General features: G+C 42.0%; 9 protein-coding genes and 3 pseudogenes. 5 read left to right on the forward strand and 7 right to left on the reverse strand.

Translation table 11 applies throughout. From position 1 onward, the window contains the following. Window positions 1-53 precede the first annotated feature (53 nt). The 7 genes and pseudogenes from AC6IZ0_RS12930 to rpiA form a co-directional block, all read right to left on the reverse strand. Window positions 54-1,628 carry a beta-barrel domain-containing protein gene (locus AC6IZ0_RS12930; protein ID WP_497723249.1) on the reverse strand — a complete coding sequence of 525 codons (1,575 nt, stop codon included), beginning with the start codon at window positions 1,626-1,628 and terminating at the stop codon, window positions 54-56. Between the two features lie 78 nt (window positions 1,629-1,706). Next, complete coding sequence (locus AC6IZ0_RS12935; protein WP_497723250.1) at window positions 1,707-4,745, reverse strand: peptidase domain-containing ABC transporter; 3,039 nt, start codon at window positions 4,743-4,745, stop codon at window positions 1,707-1,709. Window positions 4,746-4,766: 21 nt separating this feature from the next. Further along, a pseudogene (locus tag AC6IZ0_RS12940) lies at window positions 4,767-5,376 on the reverse strand (helix-turn-helix domain-containing protein). Between the two features lie 262 nt (window positions 5,377-5,638). Next, complete coding sequence (locus AC6IZ0_RS12945; protein WP_497723251.1) at window positions 5,639-5,782, reverse strand: hypothetical protein; 144 nt, start codon at window positions 5,780-5,782, stop codon at window positions 5,639-5,641. A gap of 844 nt (window positions 5,783-6,626) precedes the next feature. Next, window positions 6,627-6,902: a HetP family heterocyst commitment protein gene (locus AC6IZ0_RS12950; RefSeq protein ID WP_497723252.1), complete on the reverse strand. Its 276-nt coding sequence runs from the start codon at window positions 6,900-6,902 to the stop codon at window positions 6,627-6,629. A 1,085-nt stretch (window positions 6,903-7,987) separates the two neighbouring features. Beyond that, a pseudogene (locus AC6IZ0_RS12955) lies at window positions 7,988-10,415 on the reverse strand (GH116 family glycosyl hydrolase). Between the two features lie 123 nt (window positions 10,416-10,538). Next, window positions 10,539-11,249 carry a ribose-5-phosphate isomerase RpiA gene (gene rpiA / locus AC6IZ0_RS12960; RefSeq protein WP_497723253.1) on the reverse strand — a complete coding sequence of 237 codons (711 nt, stop codon included), beginning with the start codon at window positions 11,247-11,249 and terminating at the stop codon, window positions 10,539-10,541. A 521-nt stretch (window positions 11,250-11,770) separates the two neighbouring features. Here rpiA and AC6IZ0_RS12965 point away from each other — a divergent pair. The 5 genes and pseudogenes from AC6IZ0_RS12965 (at window position 11,771) to AC6IZ0_RS12985 (ending at window position 19,424) form a co-directional block, all read left to right on the forward strand. Continuing rightward, on the forward strand, window positions 11,771-12,457 hold the full coding sequence (locus AC6IZ0_RS12965; protein WP_497723255.1) for an S-layer homology domain-containing protein: 687 nt from the start codon (window positions 11,771-11,773) through the stop codon (window positions 12,455-12,457). A gap of 100 nt (window positions 12,458-12,557) precedes the next feature. Then, window positions 12,558-14,464, forward strand: a pseudogene (gene dxs / locus AC6IZ0_RS12970) (1-deoxy-D-xylulose-5-phosphate synthase). 315 nt (window positions 14,465-14,779) lie between these two features. Continuing rightward, window positions 14,780-16,789: a cation:proton antiporter domain-containing protein gene (locus AC6IZ0_RS12975; protein ID WP_497726056.1), complete on the forward strand. Its 2,010-nt coding sequence runs from the start codon at window positions 14,780-14,782 to the stop codon at window positions 16,787-16,789. 43 nt (window positions 16,790-16,832) lie between these two features. Further along, complete coding sequence (gene mtnA, locus AC6IZ0_RS12980; protein ID WP_497723256.1) at window positions 16,833-17,864, forward strand: S-methyl-5-thioribose-1-phosphate isomerase; 1,032 nt, start codon at window positions 16,833-16,835, stop codon at window positions 17,862-17,864. 180 nt (window positions 17,865-18,044) lie between these two features. After that, complete coding sequence (locus AC6IZ0_RS12985; protein WP_497723257.1) at window positions 18,045-19,424, forward strand: IS4 family transposase; 1,380 nt, start codon at window positions 18,045-18,047, stop codon at window positions 19,422-19,424. Window positions 19,425-19,652 lie beyond the last annotated feature (228 nt).

Consider the following 19,652-nt stretch of genomic DNA (forward strand, 5'->3'; position numbering starts at 1 on the left):
ACAAGAGTTTTAGCACCAATATTTGTACCCCATTTACCTGTAAACTGCTGTAACTAAAGTTCTAGTCCCCCCTGTTGCAATTTTTTAAACGGATCTAAAATGAAATCAATAACTCGACGCTGACGGATAACTACCTCTGCGGTGGCGGTCTGACCAGGGGTTAAATTAACGCGCTGGTTAGCAGCTTGCACATAAAGTTGATCTAGGGTGATATCTAAATCATAAGTGTCTATATTGCCTTGATTGTGAGACTGAACCCTGGAGTTAGGTGCAATCCAACTCACACGCCCTGCGGACACGCCATAATCTTGGTAGGGATAAGCATCAAACTTGATTTTCACTGGCATTCCCTCCTCTAAGAAACCACTGTGTTGGCTGGGTATCTGGGCTTTGAGAATCAATTTACTATCTTGAGGCGCAATATGGGCAATGATTTGTCCTGGTTCTACCACAGGGCCTGGTTTAGTCACAGGTAACTGAAAAACTATACCATCAATGGGCGATCGCACTACTCGTTGTTGCAGTTGAATCTGTAAGGACTGAATTTGGCTCTTGGTTTGAGCTATTTCTGTTTCCAGGGTACTAATTTGGCCGTCCATATCCTTAAGTTGTTCCTGGCTTCTGAGTAGTGCTAATTTACCGGCTTGAACGACACCTTGATAACTACCTTGCTGTTCTTGTAGGCGTAGTTTTGCTTGCTGAATATCAGCTACAGCTTGATTCATAGTCGCCTGATAGCGGCTGGTTTCCTCTTTTAAACGCAGTTGAGCTAAAGTAACATCAGATTGTGCTTGTAAGTGCAAGCGTTGGCTTTCTTCTGCTGTCTTTTGTAGTTGCACAAGTTGGATTTGGGGAATTGCACCCTGGTCAAACAATTGACGATAGCGTGCAACTTCTGTCAAATCTGTGTCAAAACGATTCTTAACTAACTTTTCAGTTGTTTGGGTAGAATTAATGTTTTGGCGAACCTGCTCAACTAAAGCCTGTCTTTCTAACTTCTGTAAGTTATACACACTCCGCCGCGCATCCAGATTTTGCTGCGCCTGACGGACTTGAGACATTTTTTCTAATTCTTGAGCTTGATTTTGTTGCTCTTGAATATTAATAGCTAACATCAATTGGTTTTGCAGCAGCTTTAATTGGGCTTGGCGATCGCGCAGTCCTTGTAACTGTGTCTGTCTTTGCTGCAATTCTGTTTCTAACACCTCAGAATCCAACTCTAGCAAAACCTGACCAGCTTTGACTATAGCGCCTTCGTGAACATTGACAGCCTTCACGGTTCCCGGAACTGCAATTCCTAACTGATAGGTCGCTCCTTGGGGTTCCAAACGCCCTCTAGCGCTGCCTGTCTCATCAATTTTCGTGAGCATCGACCAAGGTAAAATAATAGTGGTAAATCCCACCAGAAAGTACAGTAGGGAACGTGTCCAGAGTTTTGGCAAAGCATCCAGCAGTTCTTCTGTACCGTAAAACCAATCATTGGCTTGGGTTTGTACCTGTGTCTGATCATCAACAACAGCACTAGAATTTTCAACCTGGTGATTCACCCCACCCAAGCTAGAGCTCAGGGCTGAGTCTTGCTGTGATTTTGCAAGTATAGATGATAAATGTTGAGATGGGTTTGGCATAAGTAATTCAACCGTTTACTGTCCAGGAGAATTTTTCGTGGACAAATTCTCCTGTTAAATTGGCAGTTTCCCAGGTTTTTAAGCTGTTGGCGCTGTTGCTCCCAGTTGTTGCTCATTGAGATAAAAGTAATGACCTCTTCTAGCAATTAATTCATCGTGAGTCCCGCTTTCCACGAGTAAGCCACGATCTAAAACCAGGATGAGGTCAGCATGACGCACCGTGGACAGGCGATGGGCAATAATTAGACTTGTGCGCCCTTTGAGGATGGTTTTCAGGTTATTTTGGATAATTCGCTCAGATTCCGCATCAAGGTGGCTTGTGGCTTCATCTAAGAGTAATAAGCGGGGATTTCCCAGTAAAGCCCGGGCGATCGCCAGGCGTTGGCGTTGTCCACCAGATAGCATCCCCCCACCTTCACCAATTTGGGTTTCGTAACCAGTGGGTAGCAGTTTGATAAATTCATCCGCTCCGGCTAAACTTGCGGCTGTAATAATTTCCTCTAGGGTGGCTTCTGGGTGAGCAATACTGATGTTTTCCCGGATTGTACCGCCAAATAAGAAAGTATCTTGATCAACAACACCAATTTGCGATCGCAGCGATCGTAAAGAAATACTAGTCACATCTTGGGCATCAATTAATACTTTGCCATCTGTCGGCAGGTATAGCCCTAATATCATCTTCGTGAGGGTTGTTTTTCCTGAACCACTACGCCCAACTACCGCTACAGTTTGCTCAGGTAAGATTTCAAAGCTGAGATTTTCCAGGACATTAATATCACTTTCTGGGTGATAACGGAAAGTGACATTTTCAAACTTAATATGACCTTGTAACCTCGGTAAAAATTGGCGGGGTTGATGCTGTAAATCCTCTTCCGGTGCAGCCTCCAAAACATCATTAATGCGTTCGCTAGAAATAACAACTTCCTGGAACTGATTCCACAAAACAACTAACCTTTGAAATGGGCGAATGATGTTACCCAATAACATATTAAAAGCCACTAACTGCCCAATTGTCAAGTCATTTTGAATAACTAACCATGCCCCAAACCACAGCAACCCAGTAGTTACTAGAGTTTCAATCCCAGAGCTAAAAAGCTGCATTTTGTTGCTAATTATCTGCCCGGCAAAGGTCTTTTTAATCACATTATTTAATAGCTCTTCCCAATGCCAGCGTACTGTTTGTTCAATAGCCATTGAGCGAATGGAGCTAATACCAGTAAGAGATTGAATCAGATAACTATTTTCGTTGGCTGTAGCATTAAAAGCCTCCCGATTAATGCGGCGAAAGAAAGGTGTAGCCACCAGTGCCAAAATAAAGAATGGTGGAATGATGGTTAAACTCAATAATGCCATGGGTGCACTATACCAAAACATCAACCCCACGTAGATAAACACTGTCAGCAAATCCAAGGTAATAGACAGAGCCTCTCCGGTGAGGAAGCGCTGAATTTTATAGTTTTCTTGAACCCGGGAAATAATATCACCAACATAGCGCGACTCAAAAAAGGCTAAAGGTAAGCGGAAGGTGTGTTTAATAAAACCCACCAGTAAAGCCACGCTGATGCGGTTAGCTGTGTGATCTAGGAGATATTGCCGCAGTCCATTGATCATCACACTGAATAAGCCAAAAATCAGCAACCCAAACCCCACTGCGTTTAATGTCAGAGTGCTACGCTGCACCAGTACTCGGTCCAATAACAACTGAGTTAATAACGGTGTCACCAGTCCAAATACCTGAATGAATACCGAAGCTACAAAGACTTCTAGCAGCACTTTAGAATGGGGTTTGACTAATTCAAACAACTGCCAGAATTGTGTACTGTCTTCCTCAGTTTCTTTCAGCTGCGCTGTAGGTTGTAATAACAATGCGTAACCAGTCCAACCAGCCTTAAATTCGTCATGGGTGAGGGTGCGTTGACTAAAGGCGGGGTCACCAACAATCACGTGCTTTTTGCTGATTTCATAGACAACAATATAGTGTTTGCCTTCCCAATGGGCGATGGCGGGTAAGGTTTGTTGTGCTAATTTATCCAAGCTGGCTTTGACGGGACGGGTAGTAAAACCTATACTTTCCGCCGCAGTTGTTAAACCCCGAAGTGTAGCACCGGTACGATTGATGTTAGCTAAATCCCGCAGTCGATTCACACTCAAGCGCTTACCCCAATAGCGGCTAATCATCACTAAGCAAGCAGCCCCACAGTCAGCAGCGCTTTGCTGTTCAAAGAATGGATACCGCTTACTTAAACGTCCCCACCAATGCCCAACTTGAACCCTGGGACTGGGAAAATAAGCTCGTTTTTGCTTTTTTTTCGGTGTGGGATCTGCTGGTGGTAATTGTGGGGTTCTCTTGGGGGTAGTTGCTTCTAAAAGAACCTCTTGGCGCTGTTGCGATAACTCAGCCAATTGCGGCCAAAATTCTAATGCTAGTTGCCAACTCGCATTTTTTAGAGTGTAAATTGTGATGGGTGGAGTCCCGCGCCAATTTTCCTGCTGGGGATGTATATAAATATTTCCCGGTGTTAATCTGCGTCCATCACTATGCTCTAGTTCTCCGTGATGTAATAGCCAAAGTTTGGTATCTTGGAAGAGTTTAACAGGGAGTGAGTCCCCTTCTACAGTGTGAGGCTCAAATAAAGCTAGGGCTTTGAGTATATCTTCTACAGATCCGTTGTGAGGAACTAGGGCGCTTTGGCAACATAACAACAGCAAATCCCACAGTTGGGCACGTTGTCTGAGGCGATCGCCAATGCTCGGATGTTTGCGAATCGCCTCTTGTAATGAGGCTTGGGGAAAATAAGCCAGTTTTAAATTCACAGAAGCTCTAGCCACATAAGGACTAAATTCTTCTTCTGTAAATAAGGTCAGTTCGCCAAATGATGCTCCAGTTGTCAGGGTAGTAATTAAGTTATTCGAGGTATCTAAAAGTCTGACCTTACCCCCAAGGACGATATATATGCCATTCGGCGCGGTTGTTGATTGCCAAAATTGCTTGGTTACTGCTGGTTGGACAATTTCTACGCCAATTAAGCATCTTTCAATTTCTGGTTCTGACAGCGACTCACCTAAGCTTTGGATAAGTTGTTGCGCTAAGTATTCTGGGGAAAACGCTGATGTCATTTCCTGACCTCCAAGACAGAATTATTTATTGGTCTGAATCAGATTTAATGACCAATGGAAATTAGTTTCACCAGTGACATTGCAAGTCGCAAATCTTAATCCCAGCATCCTTGGGTTGCTCAGTTTCCAGTGGGTGGGAAGTTTTACGTTTGGTTGATAGTCCCATTTGTTTGAGCAAGCGATTAATGTGGCGATCGCTAATTTGAATGTTAAATTCGTTAGCTAAATGTTTGCTTAACCATTGGGCTGTCCAATAGGTAAATGCATAGCCATAATCACGAGGGCTATGGATGACCAATTCTTTCAAGCGCTCCAAATACTGAGCATTGACAATTTTAGGTCTACCGATGGGTCGCTCATTCCATTTGTGTGCTAAACCTGCTTCTGCTAAACCAATCCAGTAGCGCGCCATTTCCTGAGAACAACCTATAATTTCACAGATTTGGCTTTGAGATTTACCAACATCTGCTAACAACATAATTTCAATGCGCCGCCGATATTCTGACTGTAAATCACTTTGTAAGCTTTTGAGCAAAGCCTTTCTTTGAAAATGAGTTAAAAATTTACCTTCTTGGATGTTTTGCAGGTTATAGTTTTCCCAAGTTTCGCTTTGACTAACAGAGTGTGACATATCTATTACCAGTCATCATTTATTGAAAAGTTGGGCATTTTAATCACTTGCAGCTATACTCAAACCTCTATAAATCAGGCTTGATAACTGCAATATTAATTAGCAATTACTAGCTAATTAACTATTTCATTGATGTATAATGCTTGGTTTTTTACTATGCTATGGTGACCAATTGTGGGTTCTAAAAATAGTTAAAACCCACAAATTTTGACTATGGTCATCGACTCCAAATCAGAGTATTAATCAAAAATCTACCGATAAATCACGGAATTTTTCTATTTTTCCCAGTCAACACATTCTTAGTTAAAAGCTGCGCTCTTGTGGTGTGAGCCATAGCTTGTGTGGCGTAACCATAGATAGTTACTAAGTAGTAGTAAGCAAACCTGACAAAATATGAAGCAAGCATAGCTGTTGTCTCATCTCATAAACAACAATTTTTGGTAAGATAGCTCAAACCAGTAAACTACTCACTGGCTAACCCTGATAACTTGGTGTGATATTGGTAGTGACTTCAACCAGTTATCTTGGTTGATGCTCGTCGGTAAGTAATTTGGAGTTTTTCTAGAACTCCTATTTTGAGGATGTTACTGTTAGCTTTTATGCTAGCCATACAGGTTGATATATCAACCTCAAGACATTTCAACTGGTTTTTTTTCCATTACCAAAAATGTGGTGTAAACTTGTCCCATAAAAAAATGGAACCTAGAAGCAGCTAAGGTCAGGTTGTGAATACAAATCTACTTCCCAGACTAGCCTAATATTAGCTAATATCTCATCAGCAGATTTCGATTAATCTGAAAAATAAGTCCAATAAAAAAAAGTGACAGTTATTCAATCTCTTGTCTTAACCTACTGTTATCCTTTTAGAAATTTTCTTAAATACAGTCAAGGGTTTTGAGAAAAAAAGTTAAATCTTTACTCAATATCGATTATATCTTTAAGTGAAATTAATAATTAATTTTGTCTGGAATAAATTTACAGATTTATTCAATTGCGGACATAAAATATGACTTTTCAATCTATACTGTATACTTCTAGATTAAAATATGTGTCAAGTAAATTTGACTCAAGGACGGATTATAAAAATTAAATTATATCTGTGCATCTATCTTCGGCAAGATAAAGATATATTTATCAGGATCTATTTTTTCTATTTCAAGTATCCATCCCTAGGATGAAACTTGTAGTGGTGAGTATTTACCCAAACCACTACCATGAATTTCGCTTGTTTGCTTTTGCAGCACCTCAAGTTAAGCAATGTCTTTCATTTTACTTAAACATCTAGATGAAGGATTAATATTGGAACTTTCATTTTTTATATTTTGATTACGGGTATTTTCCTTGAGTAATCGATTGTAGGTTCGATAGGGAATGTAATGTAAAGGATTGTAACCAACTATACGTAGCATTAAAACACAAACCCAGGAATACTTACCAGCAATAATCGCTTCTACTATTTGATCAAATTGTTGAGGATTCATTGGTTTACTGAAGTTCTTACTAATTCCAGAAATATCTTGATTCATGCTTTTACTCCACTCTCATGAAACTAGTCTAAATTAATTGTTTTTTGTTTGATTTCAAATTTTAATTTAATTTACTTCAGGGAAGAAAGTTATGTTAACAGGTAACTGTAATGCAATTGATAATAGTTTTAGTTTTTACACTTCCAGTGAACATAAACAAGATAAAAAGTTGCTGTAAGTAAATTACTTATTCTAGAAGTTGACATTTTATAAAAAGCTAAATAGTAGTTTAAAAAAACATCTACCGATTCCATCTGTAAACTTCTTCCTTAACTTGAGATTTCCACTACATTTGACATGATGTTGCTTTTGATAAACTGACATTAAGCTAAAAGTCTGTTCATCGCTTAATACCGATATTACTAGATACAGTTTTCAAGTTTTTTGTATAGCAATCCTAAATGATTCATGAACAATTTCTGTTCCCTGTTCCCTGTTCCATGTTCCCTTTCCTCACTCATAATTTCTCAAGTCAAATAGGATGACTATATCTTATAACTGTTAATTTAAATAGCTTTCCCTGGTCAGTTAATTATGTATTTTTTAGCTCTAGTTTTCAGAGCATTGTCGTTAAGTAAATTTGATTTCCTGGTATTTTTTTGACATGGGTATTTGATAAACAGATATGGATTCAGCACTAAGATCAAGATCGAAGATAAACAGTTGGTCATAGGGAATTTATTCCCATGTGTCAAATGGTTGAATTAAAAATTGATTAATTCTTGATATTTTGGTAGATAACAGTTGCTATCCCTAAGTATGGGAAATCTTTTTTAACCCTAGTTATATGTTCTTTTGGTTCATGGAATACCCGGAAAATAAAATCAAAAATTCCAGATACTGACTTGTTAAGGTGGAGACAGAATAGCATCCAACCCATGATGGTAAAACATCTGTATGTTTTTTTATGTATTTTTCGTTACCGATTAAGTAAAGCCGGGAAAAGACAACTTGAGGCTGTGAGGCTATCTTCGGTTAATCACATTGAATAACAAATCTTTACTCATGGGAGTAAAATTGTTGGGCTGATATGATATACTATTAATAATAGCAAGGTATTAATTAATATATTTGACAAATAAGTATTATTGATCACTGTGTTCTTTGGCAGTAATAACTAGGTAAATTGCCCAAATAGCCATAGCCCGCAGATAAGTACTAGCCCGGAAGGTACCAGATGCGGTGATAGCTTCAGGGGTGCGGAACTGTAAGCCATTCTGGTAAATTTGCCTTACCACAGCACCTGTTAACTTCAAAGCTTCATCCTGCATCCCCATTTGGACGAGAAAAGCCGCCAGACCAAAGTTAATTCCTGTCCAAACTTCCAGGGGATGGGTAGCATTGGGGTTTTCTGGTGAACCGTCAGGAAGAACACCATTAGCAGCACCAAATTCACCATGACCGAATTTCAGGAAGCAAGCCTCATAAACAGTTTGTAAGGCAGATAAAGCGCGATCGCATGGTACAATGTCTGGCAATCCTAATAAACGTGCATAAAACTGTCCACACAACTGGTCAGCCATCACCACATCCGAACCGCTCTGACTATCTAACCTAAAATACTTACCATTCCAAAGTTTTTCTTGATATACAGGACATGGACTGGGTTAACCAAAGCTGATACCTAGCTCTGAGCTCCTCTGTTTGCTCTGTACCTCTGTGGTTGTTTAATAAAATATCACAAATAGCGATCGCCGCCTCCAAAGCCGCCAACCACAGACCCCCACAATAAGCACTCACACCTTGCAAACGCCAATCATCAAAAGTTTGGTCAGGTGCGCCAGAATTTTCCGGAATCCCATCACCATCGAAATCAAAAGCCTTGAGATAGTCGAGGGTCTGCACAATTCCCTCCCAACAATCTACTAAAAACTGCACATCCTCAGCACCTGTGAGCAAAAAATCCCGGTATACTTGTAAGACAAAATCACTACCCAAATCCTTCCACAGATTACAGTCTTGATAACAGGTATAATTAGTTTTCTCCCACACGTGTTCATTAGGTGCGCCCAAATCATGGGGTGTTGCCCCGGCCACTTTGCGAGATGCGGTTGTTTCCTCTGCTCCAATGGTATAATAATACCCGATCACCCGCTGATGAGTATCACTATGGGGAATTGCTCTAGCAAATGCTCGCATCACTGATTTTTCTAGTTCAGGAAACAGGACTAATAGCCCAAAGGAGCCATACAAGCGCACATCTAGACTTTCATACCAGCGATAGTCTAAGCACTCCAGCACCGCAAACTGACCCATGGGGTCAAGTTCTGAAGCTGCACTCCACAGAGTTCCGCCGCTGGTTAGGTCATATAGCTCATTAAATAGAGCCATTTTCAACCAGTCTGGTAGGTCTTGGCGGTCAATAATTGGCTGTTGCCAGGCTTGAATTTTTTTATACCAGGTTTGATATTCTGTCAGGGCTGTAGAGGCGATCGCCCCAGCATGATTACCACTCCGACCAAAAAAATCTGTATATCTGCGGTAATAGTTAATCCCCGCTGCAAATTCTGTTACCGGAAAGTCCCAAGACACAACAAAGGGAATTGCTAAACTTTCTCCTGGTTGCAGAGTAAACCGCACTGCGATCGCTACCCCTATTTGTGTATTTTCTAATGCAGGAGTTGTATCTTGATAATTAGGCAAAGAACCATCTACAGTAAAGCTTTGCCATACATCTTCCCCCGTCCCCGCCGGATCCCAGCGAGTATGGTAAAATACTTCTACCATGGGATGTTTAATGGTCGCAATACACCAACTCCCATCACCTTCTCCTACTGAATCATCACCACTTACTTGGCTACAAATACAACTGAAATATTCTGTGTTTTCTGCTATAAAATTGTAATTACCTTGACTCTTACCTAAAAGTGGCTGATATGCATAAACCGGACTACCATCATCCCGTATTCTCACTTCTGGAGACTTCAGCGCATTAGTAAACCAGCCCACCATATTTTCCCACGTGAGCATAATACTTAAAGTTATAGGTGCATTTGTGGGATTATGAGCATTCCAATGAAAAATTGCTACAGGGTAGCTAGTTTCTTGATAATTCTCTGCCCAAATTGGGGAAAACTGCTCACAGGTTAACTCGGCTTGAAATACATTTTCGTAGACAAACCAACTCCGGGGATATAGGGCGTGATAAGTTCCTGTTTCCTGTGTCTGTGTGGATGCTGGATACCATTTCCACCCTGGGAGACTAGAATTTTCTGGTGCTTCTGTAGCCAAAGCGTAAGCTTGAGAAAATTTACCATCGGACTCAAACACACTAAATTGACAACCGGGGATATTTTGAAACGTATGTTCACCGCCGTCAATATGCCACAGATTAAAGTCTCCTCGTGAAGATCGTCCGATACAACCCGCACCAAAGCCACCCAAAGGCATACCGTGCCATGGTCCATCATCAATATTACTAGCATAACGGACGGTATAGGGCTTCTCCCAACCCAAACCGATGGGACGACTCCAAGTGCAAGGAGGAATTACCGAGGATATCAGTTTTGTCATTACCTGATTTTACCAGGTTGCTTTATGCTCAGGAAGCGTAAGTAAATGTGTAATTTATATTAAGTAATTAACCCGGAGGACATGGGGAAGAGGTAATTATCTCCCCGACTCCCCATGTTAGCCTTAAAGTTGTCGTACTAAAGGCTGACCGTCTTTAACTTCGCCCACTAAAACTACATCTGCACAGTTGACAAAGATCCCATTTTCCAAGACACCAGGAATATTATTCAGTGTTTTTTCTAAGGCAACAGGGTCATCAATAGAATCAAACCTGACATCTAATACCATATTACCTTGGTCTGTAATGACCGGTCCTGCCTTTTTTACACCCATGCGGAGTTCAGGTTTACCACCGAGTTTTTTAATGGCGTTGGTAACAGGGGTAATAGCCATCGGTATAACTTCTACCGGTACGGCGAAAGAAGAACCCAAGCGGGTTACTAATTTACCAGCATCTACTACAACGATAAATTGATTTGCCAGGTAGTCCACTACCTTCTCGCGGGTATGGGCTGCACCACCGCCTTTAATTAAATTTTTGTCGGGGTCTACTTCATCAGCCCCATCAATGGCAATATCAATATGGTCAACAGCATCTAAGGTGGTCAGAGGTACGCCGTATTCTTTGGCTAGGACTTCTGATTGAAAAGAGGTAGGAATACCCACAATATCTTTAAGTTCACCAGATTTGAGGCGATCGCCTAAAAACTGAATTGTATAAGCTGTGGTTGACCCTGTACCCAAACCGACAATCGAGCCTGATTTTACCAGGGCGGCGGCCGCCTTGCCAACTTCTTGCTTCATCAACTTCACGGGGTCTGCTGTTGCACTCATCCCAAAACTCCTGAAATATTGACTAAATGGTCTATCACGGCCGACTATACTACATCCTAGTCAATTCCCAATTCACTCAGGCAAAATTCCCCATCATTTCCGCAAGCCACATGATTTATAGACCACAGGTTATAATATTTATTTGGTTTGGGTCTCACAGTTAATTCACAGTACAATTACTTGGTGATTTGTTGCAATGGTTACTTACTTATCCTTTCGGACATTCAGGGTTAAATTCTCAGTATCCACTGCTAGCGTAGGCACCCTCAAGCAGTAATGACTAGTGACTAAATTAATCAAAACCAGGTCAAGTTTGATGAAATTGTAATTAGCAAAATCGTACATATACCTTAGTACAAAATGATTGATTGACTAAAACCACCCGACTAGTTATTGACTGAAAATCATGGCAACTTAATCAATTGAAAATGCGTCAACCAACCGCAGTGAACATTTTGAGACTCACCCAGCCAGGTGATGCTCTCAGCTATTTATAGATGCAGAATAGCCCAATTAACATCATGAGAAATCAGCGAAACTTGCTAGCTACTCTTTCCTTAGTATTACTACTACACAACTTAACATTAAGCGTAGCTAGAGCGGTAGAACCTAGTGATAACTTGCCATCCCCAGCAATTCAACAAGTGATTGCAGCTAAGTTAATGGCCAATTCACCAGATGGCAAATTTTATCCAGAAAGGATGATCAGTCGGGCGGAATTGGCAGCAATTTTAGTGAAAGTATTTAACTTAGATCAAAGGGAAACCGTTAAAATACAAGAGGCTCAAAATGTCCCAGATGTTCCCCCTTCCCATTGGGCATTTAAGGACATTCAGACAGTGCTTAAAACCGATATTATGAAAGGATATCGGGGTAATTTATTTTTCCCTAATCAAAGGGTGACCAGGGCAGAGGCCTTAGCGATTTTTGCCCAAGCTTATGGTGTATTTCAGTTTGGTGACGACATCGTAAATGAAATACTTGATCAGCATCCAGATGCAGAATCAATTCCAGTATGGGCTAGGAAAGCGATCGCCACAGTAGTTACCGAAGGATTGATCAACACAGACGACCAAAATAACATCTTACCATTACGGCCTATGACCCGTGGAGATATGGCGTATGTATTGAGTCAATATTTACAAAGACAGCAACCACAACTAGAAATGTCACTCACACCCGACGTGATCCCACCTGCAGAAAAATGACGATGGGGAATAATTGTGACTAAATCATTCCAGAGACATCCCCACCGTGGGAAAATTAAAAAATGATAGAAGTAGAGTTTAGAGAGGAACACCCCATAATATGCATCTGAGTGAAATCACCCATCCTAACCAGTTGCATGGTTTGTCAATCCGGCAATTGCAACAAATCGCCCGCCAGATCCGAGACAAGCACCTACAAACCGTAGCAACAAGTGGGGAACATCTGGGCCTGGTTTAGGAGTTGTAGAGTTAACACTAGGACTTTACCAGACACTGGACTTGGATCGGGATAAAGTCATTTGGGATGTAGGACATCAAGCTTATCCCCATAAACTAATTACCGGAAGATACAACAACTTTCATACCCTCAGACAGAAAGATGGCATTGCAGGCTATCTCAAGCGGTGTGAGAGCAAATTTGATCACTTTGGTGCTGGACACGCTTCTACCAGTATTTCCGCCGCACTGGGTATGGCTTTAGCGGCAGAATTGAAAGGAGAAAAATTTAAATCAGTAGCCGTAATTGGTGATGGTGCTTTAACTGGAGGAATGGCTTTAGAAGCCATCAACCATGCAGGACACCTACCTAAAACTAAACTGCTAGTTGTTCTCAACGACAATGAGATGTCCATCTCTCCCAACGTCGGAGCAATTCCCCGTTACCTGAATAAAATGCGCCTCAGTCCACCGGTGCAGTTTATCACAGATAATTTTGAGGAACAGTTTAAACAGATTCCCTTTGTTGGTGAATCTTTATCTCCCGAACTCGGACGCATCAAAGAAGGAATGAAGCGTTTAGCAGTTCCCAAGGTAGGCGCAGTCTTTGAAGAACTAGGTTTTACTTATATTGGACCAGTGGATGGCCACAACCTAGAGGAACTAATTGCTACCTTCCACCAAGCCCATGAAATGACAGGGCCGGTTTTGGTGCATGTGATTACCGTTAAAGGCAAAGGCTATGAAATCGCCGAAAAAGACCAAGTAGGCTACCATGCCCAAAGTCCATTTAACCTGACCACAGGGAAAGCTATTCCCTCTACCAAGCCCAAACCTCCCTCCTATGCCAAAGTCTTTTCCCACACATTAGTTAAACTCGCGGAACAAAACCCCAAAGTTATTGGGGTTACAGCTGCAATGGCTACGGGAACGGGTTTAGATAAACTCCAGGCTAAACTACCCAATCAATATATCGATGTGGGTATCGCTGAACAACACGCCGTTACCCTATGCGCCGGTTTAGCCAGTGAAGGAATGCGCCCTGTGGCAGCCATTTACTCAACTTTCCTCCAGCGGGCTTACGACCAGATCATTCATGATGTTTGTATTCAAAACTTGCCTGTGTTCTTCTGTTTAGACAGGGCGGGAATTGTCGGTGCCGATCGACCTACCCACCAAGGTATGTATGATATTGCCTATCTGCGCTGTATTCCTAATATGGTGATGATGGCACCTAAGGACGAAGCGGAACTACAACGCATGATGGTAACTGGTATTAACTACACCAGTGGACCAATTGCCATGCGCTATCCCCGTGGTAACGGCTACGGTGTTCCCCTCATGGAAGAAGGCTGGGAACCTTTAGATATCGGTAAAGGGGAAATCCTTCGTCACGGCGATGATGTTTTAATTATCGGCTACGGCACCATGGTACATCCTAGTATGCAAGTAGCCCAAATGCTCAGTGAACATGGCATCGAGGCAACTGTAATCAATGCCCGTTTTGTCAAGCCCTTGGATACAGAATTAATTGTACCCCTGGCCAAGCAAATCGGCCGCGTTGTTACGTTGGAGGAAGGCTGTGTTATGGGTGGTTTTGGTTCTGCTGTGGCCGAAGCACTACTAGATTCCGATGTTGTGGTTCCTGTCAAGCGTATTGGTGTACCCGATATTTTAGTAGACCATGCCACACCGGAAGAATCTAAGGCCGAATTAGGTTTAACTAGTCGTCAAATAACTGAAAGAGTTATGGCTGCTTTCTTTCAAAAGCAAGCATCTAATGTTATCTAGGGCGATAGGGACTGATATCATCTCCGGTTAATCAACATGACATGATCAAAACTAACTGCATTGATTAATTAATCAGGTGAGGATAACTCACCTTTTTTTCGCATCTTGATTCTGTATTGGGACTGACATCAATCAGATAGTAGCTACTGACCTTCTAAAATAGAACTTACGCAAAAGTCACCGAAGAATAAACCACCACAAGCACAGAAGAAACGGAGAAATGAGAGTTTGACGGGTATTTTGCGTAAGTGATGTAAAATCCAGATGCGATCTGCTTGCAGCAGCGATCGCGCTATCGCAACCCTAGGGCAGGATATGAATAATTTATTAATGACTACCCTGATATCAACACCCATCAAAGACCCAGTACCGGTATTTCTGATGATTTTGGGGATTATGCTCATCGCTCCCCTGTTATTTGAGAAAATTCGACTACCTGGCATTGTGGGGTTAATTTTGGCTGGGGTTGTAGTCGGTCCCAATGGCCTGGGATTGTTGGCACGAGATAACACAATTATACTACTGGGTACAGTAGGTTTATTATTTCTCATGTTCATGGCAGGTCTGGAAACTAGCCTGGATGACATGAAATACAACGCTGATAAGGCGGTTATCTTTGGATTAGCTACCTTTCTAGTACCTATGATTTTAGGTGCTGCTGCCATGATGTCCATCGGCTACGATTTATTGCCAAGTATTCTTGTGGCATCATGTTTCGCTTCTCATACTCTTCTAGCATTACCTATCGCAAGCAAACTGGGTATTATGCGATCGCAGGTAATGACTACCACTCTGGGGGGGACTTTAATCACCAATATTCTGGCACTTTTAGTATTGGCGGTGGTGGTGAGGGCACATGAAGGTAATTTAACCCTGGGTTTCTGGCTATTCCTAATTCCCTCACTGATTACCTACACTTTTCTCACACTTTGGGGACTTCCCCGTGTGGGACGCTGGTTTTTTCAGCGCTTTGGACACGACGAAGGAGCAGAGTTTACCTTTGTTTTAGCTACTTTGTTTGTGGTTTCCTACGGAGCAGAATTAGTCCAAATTGAGCCAATTATTGGGGCTTTTTTAGCAGGGGTTGCTATTACTCAACTAATACCTCACCTCAGCCCCCTAATGAATCGGATTCAATTTATCGGTAATACCCTGTTTGTGCCATTTTTCCTGATTTCTGTGGGGATGTTGGTAAATCCCCGGATTCTCATTCAAGAGCCGCGATCGCTGCTAGTATCAGCTGTCATGGTGACTGTGGCCATTATTGTCAAGTTCATTCCGGCTTGGGGTGCTGGTAAGTTATTTGGAATGAATTTTGACAATATTATGGTAATGTTTGGGCTGTCTGTGGCTCAAGCTGCTTCCACTCTCGCGGCTATTACCGTTGCTTATAAAATCGATTTGGTTGACCAGTTAACTGTGAATGGCACCATCGCCATGATTTTAGTTACCTGTGTTGCTTCTCCTTGGATTACAGCACAGTGGGGACAAAAACTTCACCAGGGAGAACTCACTAGTCAAAAAGCCAACAACCTCAACATAGGCGATCGCGTTTTAGTCCCAGTTGCTAACCCCAGCACTGAGGATAATTTGCTCCAGTTGGCAATTATTCTCGCAAAATCTGCAAAAGGGACTTTGTTACCCCTACATATTTTACTAGAGAAAAATTCCATCATTTCCCCAGAGGATAAGACTAGACAAAATCAATTATTATCCACTGCCGAAATGATTGCCCATGCTGCTGTTACCAAGGTTACCACCATTGGTCGCATTGATGAATCAATTGATAAAGGTATTGCTCGTGTCGCAGAAGAACAACAAGCTAGTGTGATTATTTGCGGTTGGAAGGGTTACTCAACTTATCAAGAAAATTTATTTGGCGGTGTCATTGACAAGATTGTTAATCGCAGTTCAGTACCAGTTCTAGTAACTCGGTTTCCATTACCAATTGAGCATACAAGGCGAGTATTTTTAGCCTTCACCACCCAACAAACTTACGCGACTTCTTTTGGGGCAAATATCCAATTAGCCAAAGCCCTAGCCACGGAACTCAAAGCATCGCTACAACTATTACAAGTGGAATCAGTACGAGAAACCACTGTACAACCTCCAGATATTCCAGCACCTCCAGACACACCAATTCAAAAGGTGCGTGGTAATTTTGTGCGTCAAGTCTCTCGATTACTCAAAACTAACGACCTATTGGTGTTAAATGGGACTGTTGAGCAAAAAAGTCAACTATTTTCACTTCTGGGTTATGCACCAGAAGTCATCGCTCGTAATCAACCCCAAGTAGCCATGATTATCGCTTATTTTCCCCAATAGGCACCAGGCTTATACATCCCCACCATCTTCTTAATCTTCTCCCATGCTTTACCCCGTTATTTGGCAGAATAATTCCGTTTCCCTAATTGACCAAACTCGCCTCCCTAATGAGTATACTGTCGTCCAAATTCACCGCAGTGAAGACATGGCGCAGGCGATTAAAACTATGATTGTTCGCGGTGCGCCAGCTATTGGTGTCGCGGCCGCCTATGGGATCTATCTTGGCGTAAGAGAAATTGAGAACCAAAATCACCACGAGTTTTTAGAACGCTTAGAAAAGGTCGCCGATTTGTTGCGTTCTACACGCCCCACAGCAGTTAATTTATTTTGGGCTATTAGCCGCATGATGAAAACTGCTTATGAAACTCTAGGAACTGTCACAGAAATTACACAAAAGCTCTGGGAAACAGCCCAAGCTATTCATGCTGAAGATTTACAAACCTGTCACGCTATTGGTGACCATGGTTTGGCCGCATTACCCCCAACCCCACAAAAGCTGACAATTCTCACTCACTGTAATGCGGGGGCGTTAGCTACTGCTGGCTATGGTACTGCATTGGGTGTTGTGCGTTCTGCTTGGAAGTCGGGACGATTAGAACGTGTCTTTGCTGACGAAACTCGCCCCCGTCTCCAAGGGGCAAAACTTACGGCTTGGGAATGTGTTCAAGAAGGTATTCCAGTTACGGTAATTACTGATAGTATGGCTGCCCATTGTATGCAACGGGGTTTAATTCATGCTGTGGTGGTGGGTGCAGACCGCATTGCTGCTAATGGTGATACTGCTAATAAAATTGGTACTTATAGTGTGGCGATCGCTGCTAAGGCTCATCATATACCTTTCTTTGTTGCGGCTCCCTTGTCTACTGTGGATTTTAGTTTACCCGATGGTAGTAAAATTCCCATCGAGGAACGTCACCCAGGGGAAATATACCAAGTTGGCGATACTATATTGACACCAGGGGCTGTTGATTTCTACAATCCGGCTTTTGATGTTACCCCAGCTGAATTAATTACAGCCATCATTACTGAAAATGGCGCATTTCCTCCTGATAAATTGGCAAGTTTCAAATATTAATTAGAGGATCTTTGTCAAGTCATGATTAGTGTATCAACTATTGTTTGACCCCTCCCTAACCCTCCCCTTGTAAGGCTATGCATTACCCACATTTTTCTTAACAATTAAACAAAAGACTTAACATCACAGTGAAAGCCTTGATGGCTATAGTTTTGAAAGAGGAGAGTGGGTAATGGCATCATGGAAAAGTGGGCAGCGAAAGAATTGGCACAGGTAAACTTAGGGGATGCACGTCGAAACAAGCGGTTAATCAGGATAGTAGAAGATTTAGCAGCACAACCAGATAGTAGTGTACCACTTGCTTGTGGAAATATAGCAGCAACAAAGGCGGCATATAATTTTTGGAAATCACCACATTTTCAAGCAAGTGATATTCGTGCTGCCCACACAGCCAGCACCATAGAAAGAATCAAAAAACATGAGATAGTATTGGCAATACAAGATACAACAAACATAGATTTGACATCGCACCCAGCCACAAAAGGAGTAGGTTATCTTGACCACAGAAAATCATCAGGATTAAAAGTACATTCAACACTTGCAGCCACAAGTAATGGAGTACCGTTAGGAATTATTGAGCAGCAAGTATGGGCAAGAGAACAAGAGAATTTAGGTATTGCTAAAAAACGTCGTCAACGAGAGACAAAAGAAAAAGAAAGTCAACGTTGGTTGGATGGGTTGCAGACTACACAAAATTTGATTCCCTCAGAAATTGAAGTAATAACAATATGTGACTCAGAAGCGGATATATTTGACCTTTTTAGCCAGCAACGTCGAGAAAAATCACACTTACTAATTCGTGGGACTCATAATCGTAAAGTAGACCATTGTGGCAAATATCTACATCTTGCCATTCGTCAAATCGAAGCATCTGGAACAGTGACTGTAGAAGTCAAACGGTCTCCAGAACATAGTTCCAGACAGGCGAGACTGACAATTAGGTTCACGAGTTTTGATATTCAAGTACCATTACACCATATTGGACGTTTACAGCTAAAACCTGTCAGGTTACAAGTAATTTTGGCAGAAGAGGAAAATCCACCTCCAGGAACAAATCCCATTAGTTGGTTATTAATTACTAGCTTAGAAATTAACAGTCTAGAAGATGCTGCATGTTGTGTTCAATGGTACACTTACCGTTGGTTGATAGAACGTTATCATTACACATTAAAAAGTGGCTGTGGCATCGAGAAATTACAACTGGAAACTGCTGACCGAATTCACATGGCACTAGCCACTTATACTATTGTCGCTTGGCGATTGTTATGGCTTACTTATCAAGCACGAGTTCATCCTGATTTACCTTGTGATGTTGTTTTGGAAAACAGTGAATGGCAGTCCTTATGTGCCACTATCAACAAAAATCCTATTCCTCCAGACCAGCCACCTTCTTTGCATGATGCTGTGCGAATGATTGCCACTCTTGGTGGTTTTTTGGGTCGCAAAGGTGATGGTGAACCGGGTGTGAAAACCATTTGGCGTGGGCTACGACGCTTACACGATATTGCTGCTACTTGGCAATTACTTCACTCCGATTCCCCATCTCATCTTGATATTTAGCGATCGCCTATGGCGGAGGGGTAGCCCCTCGCCCCTGTATTCAAAAACTCAATCACCTGTTGGGTTTTCTCAATGTCCATACTTATTCTTTTTTGTCAATCCTCCCCACTATGCACATCTCTACAACCTTTATTGTGTTTGCCTTCCAGCAATGTTAAGAAAGATGTGGGTAATGGATAGCCTTGTAAGGGGAGGGGACTGGATTTTATTGTTTCGGTTCCCCATTCC

Source organism: Anabaenopsis sp. NIES-4685, assembly GCF_059725405.1.

Bases quoted from the DNA above. Each gene is read 5' to 3' on its own strand.
- AC6IZ0_RS12935 (WP_497723250.1), bottom strand. From the start codon at position 4,745: ATGACATCAGCGTTTTCCCCAGAATACTTAGCGCAACAACTTATCCAA.
- AC6IZ0_RS12985 (WP_497723257.1), top strand. From the start codon at position 18,045: ATGGAAAAGTGGGCAGCGAAAGAATTGGCACAGGTAAACTTAGGGGAT.
- AC6IZ0_RS12950 (WP_497723252.1), bottom strand. From the start codon at position 6,902: ATGAATCAAGATATTTCTGGAATTAGTAAGAACTTCAGTAAACCAATG.
- mtnA (WP_497723256.1), top strand. From the start codon at position 16,833: ATGCTTTACCCCGTTATTTGGCAGAATAATTCCGTTTCCCTAATTGAC.
- AC6IZ0_RS12965 (WP_497723255.1), top strand. From the start codon at position 11,771: ATGAGAAATCAGCGAAACTTGCTAGCTACTCTTTCCTTAGTATTACTA.
- AC6IZ0_RS12930 (WP_497723249.1), bottom strand. From the start codon at position 1,628: ATGCCAAACCCATCTCAACATTTATCATCTATACTTGCAAAATCACAG.
- AC6IZ0_RS12945 (WP_497723251.1), bottom strand. From the start codon at position 5,782: ATGCTTGCTTCATATTTTGTCAGGTTTGCTTACTACTACTTAGTAACT.
- rpiA (WP_497723253.1), bottom strand. From the start codon at position 11,249: ATGAGTGCAACAGCAGACCCCGTGAAGTTGATGAAGCAAGAAGTTGGC.
- AC6IZ0_RS12975 (WP_497726056.1), top strand. From the start codon at position 14,780: ATGAATAATTTATTAATGACTACCCTGATATCAACACCCATCAAAGAC.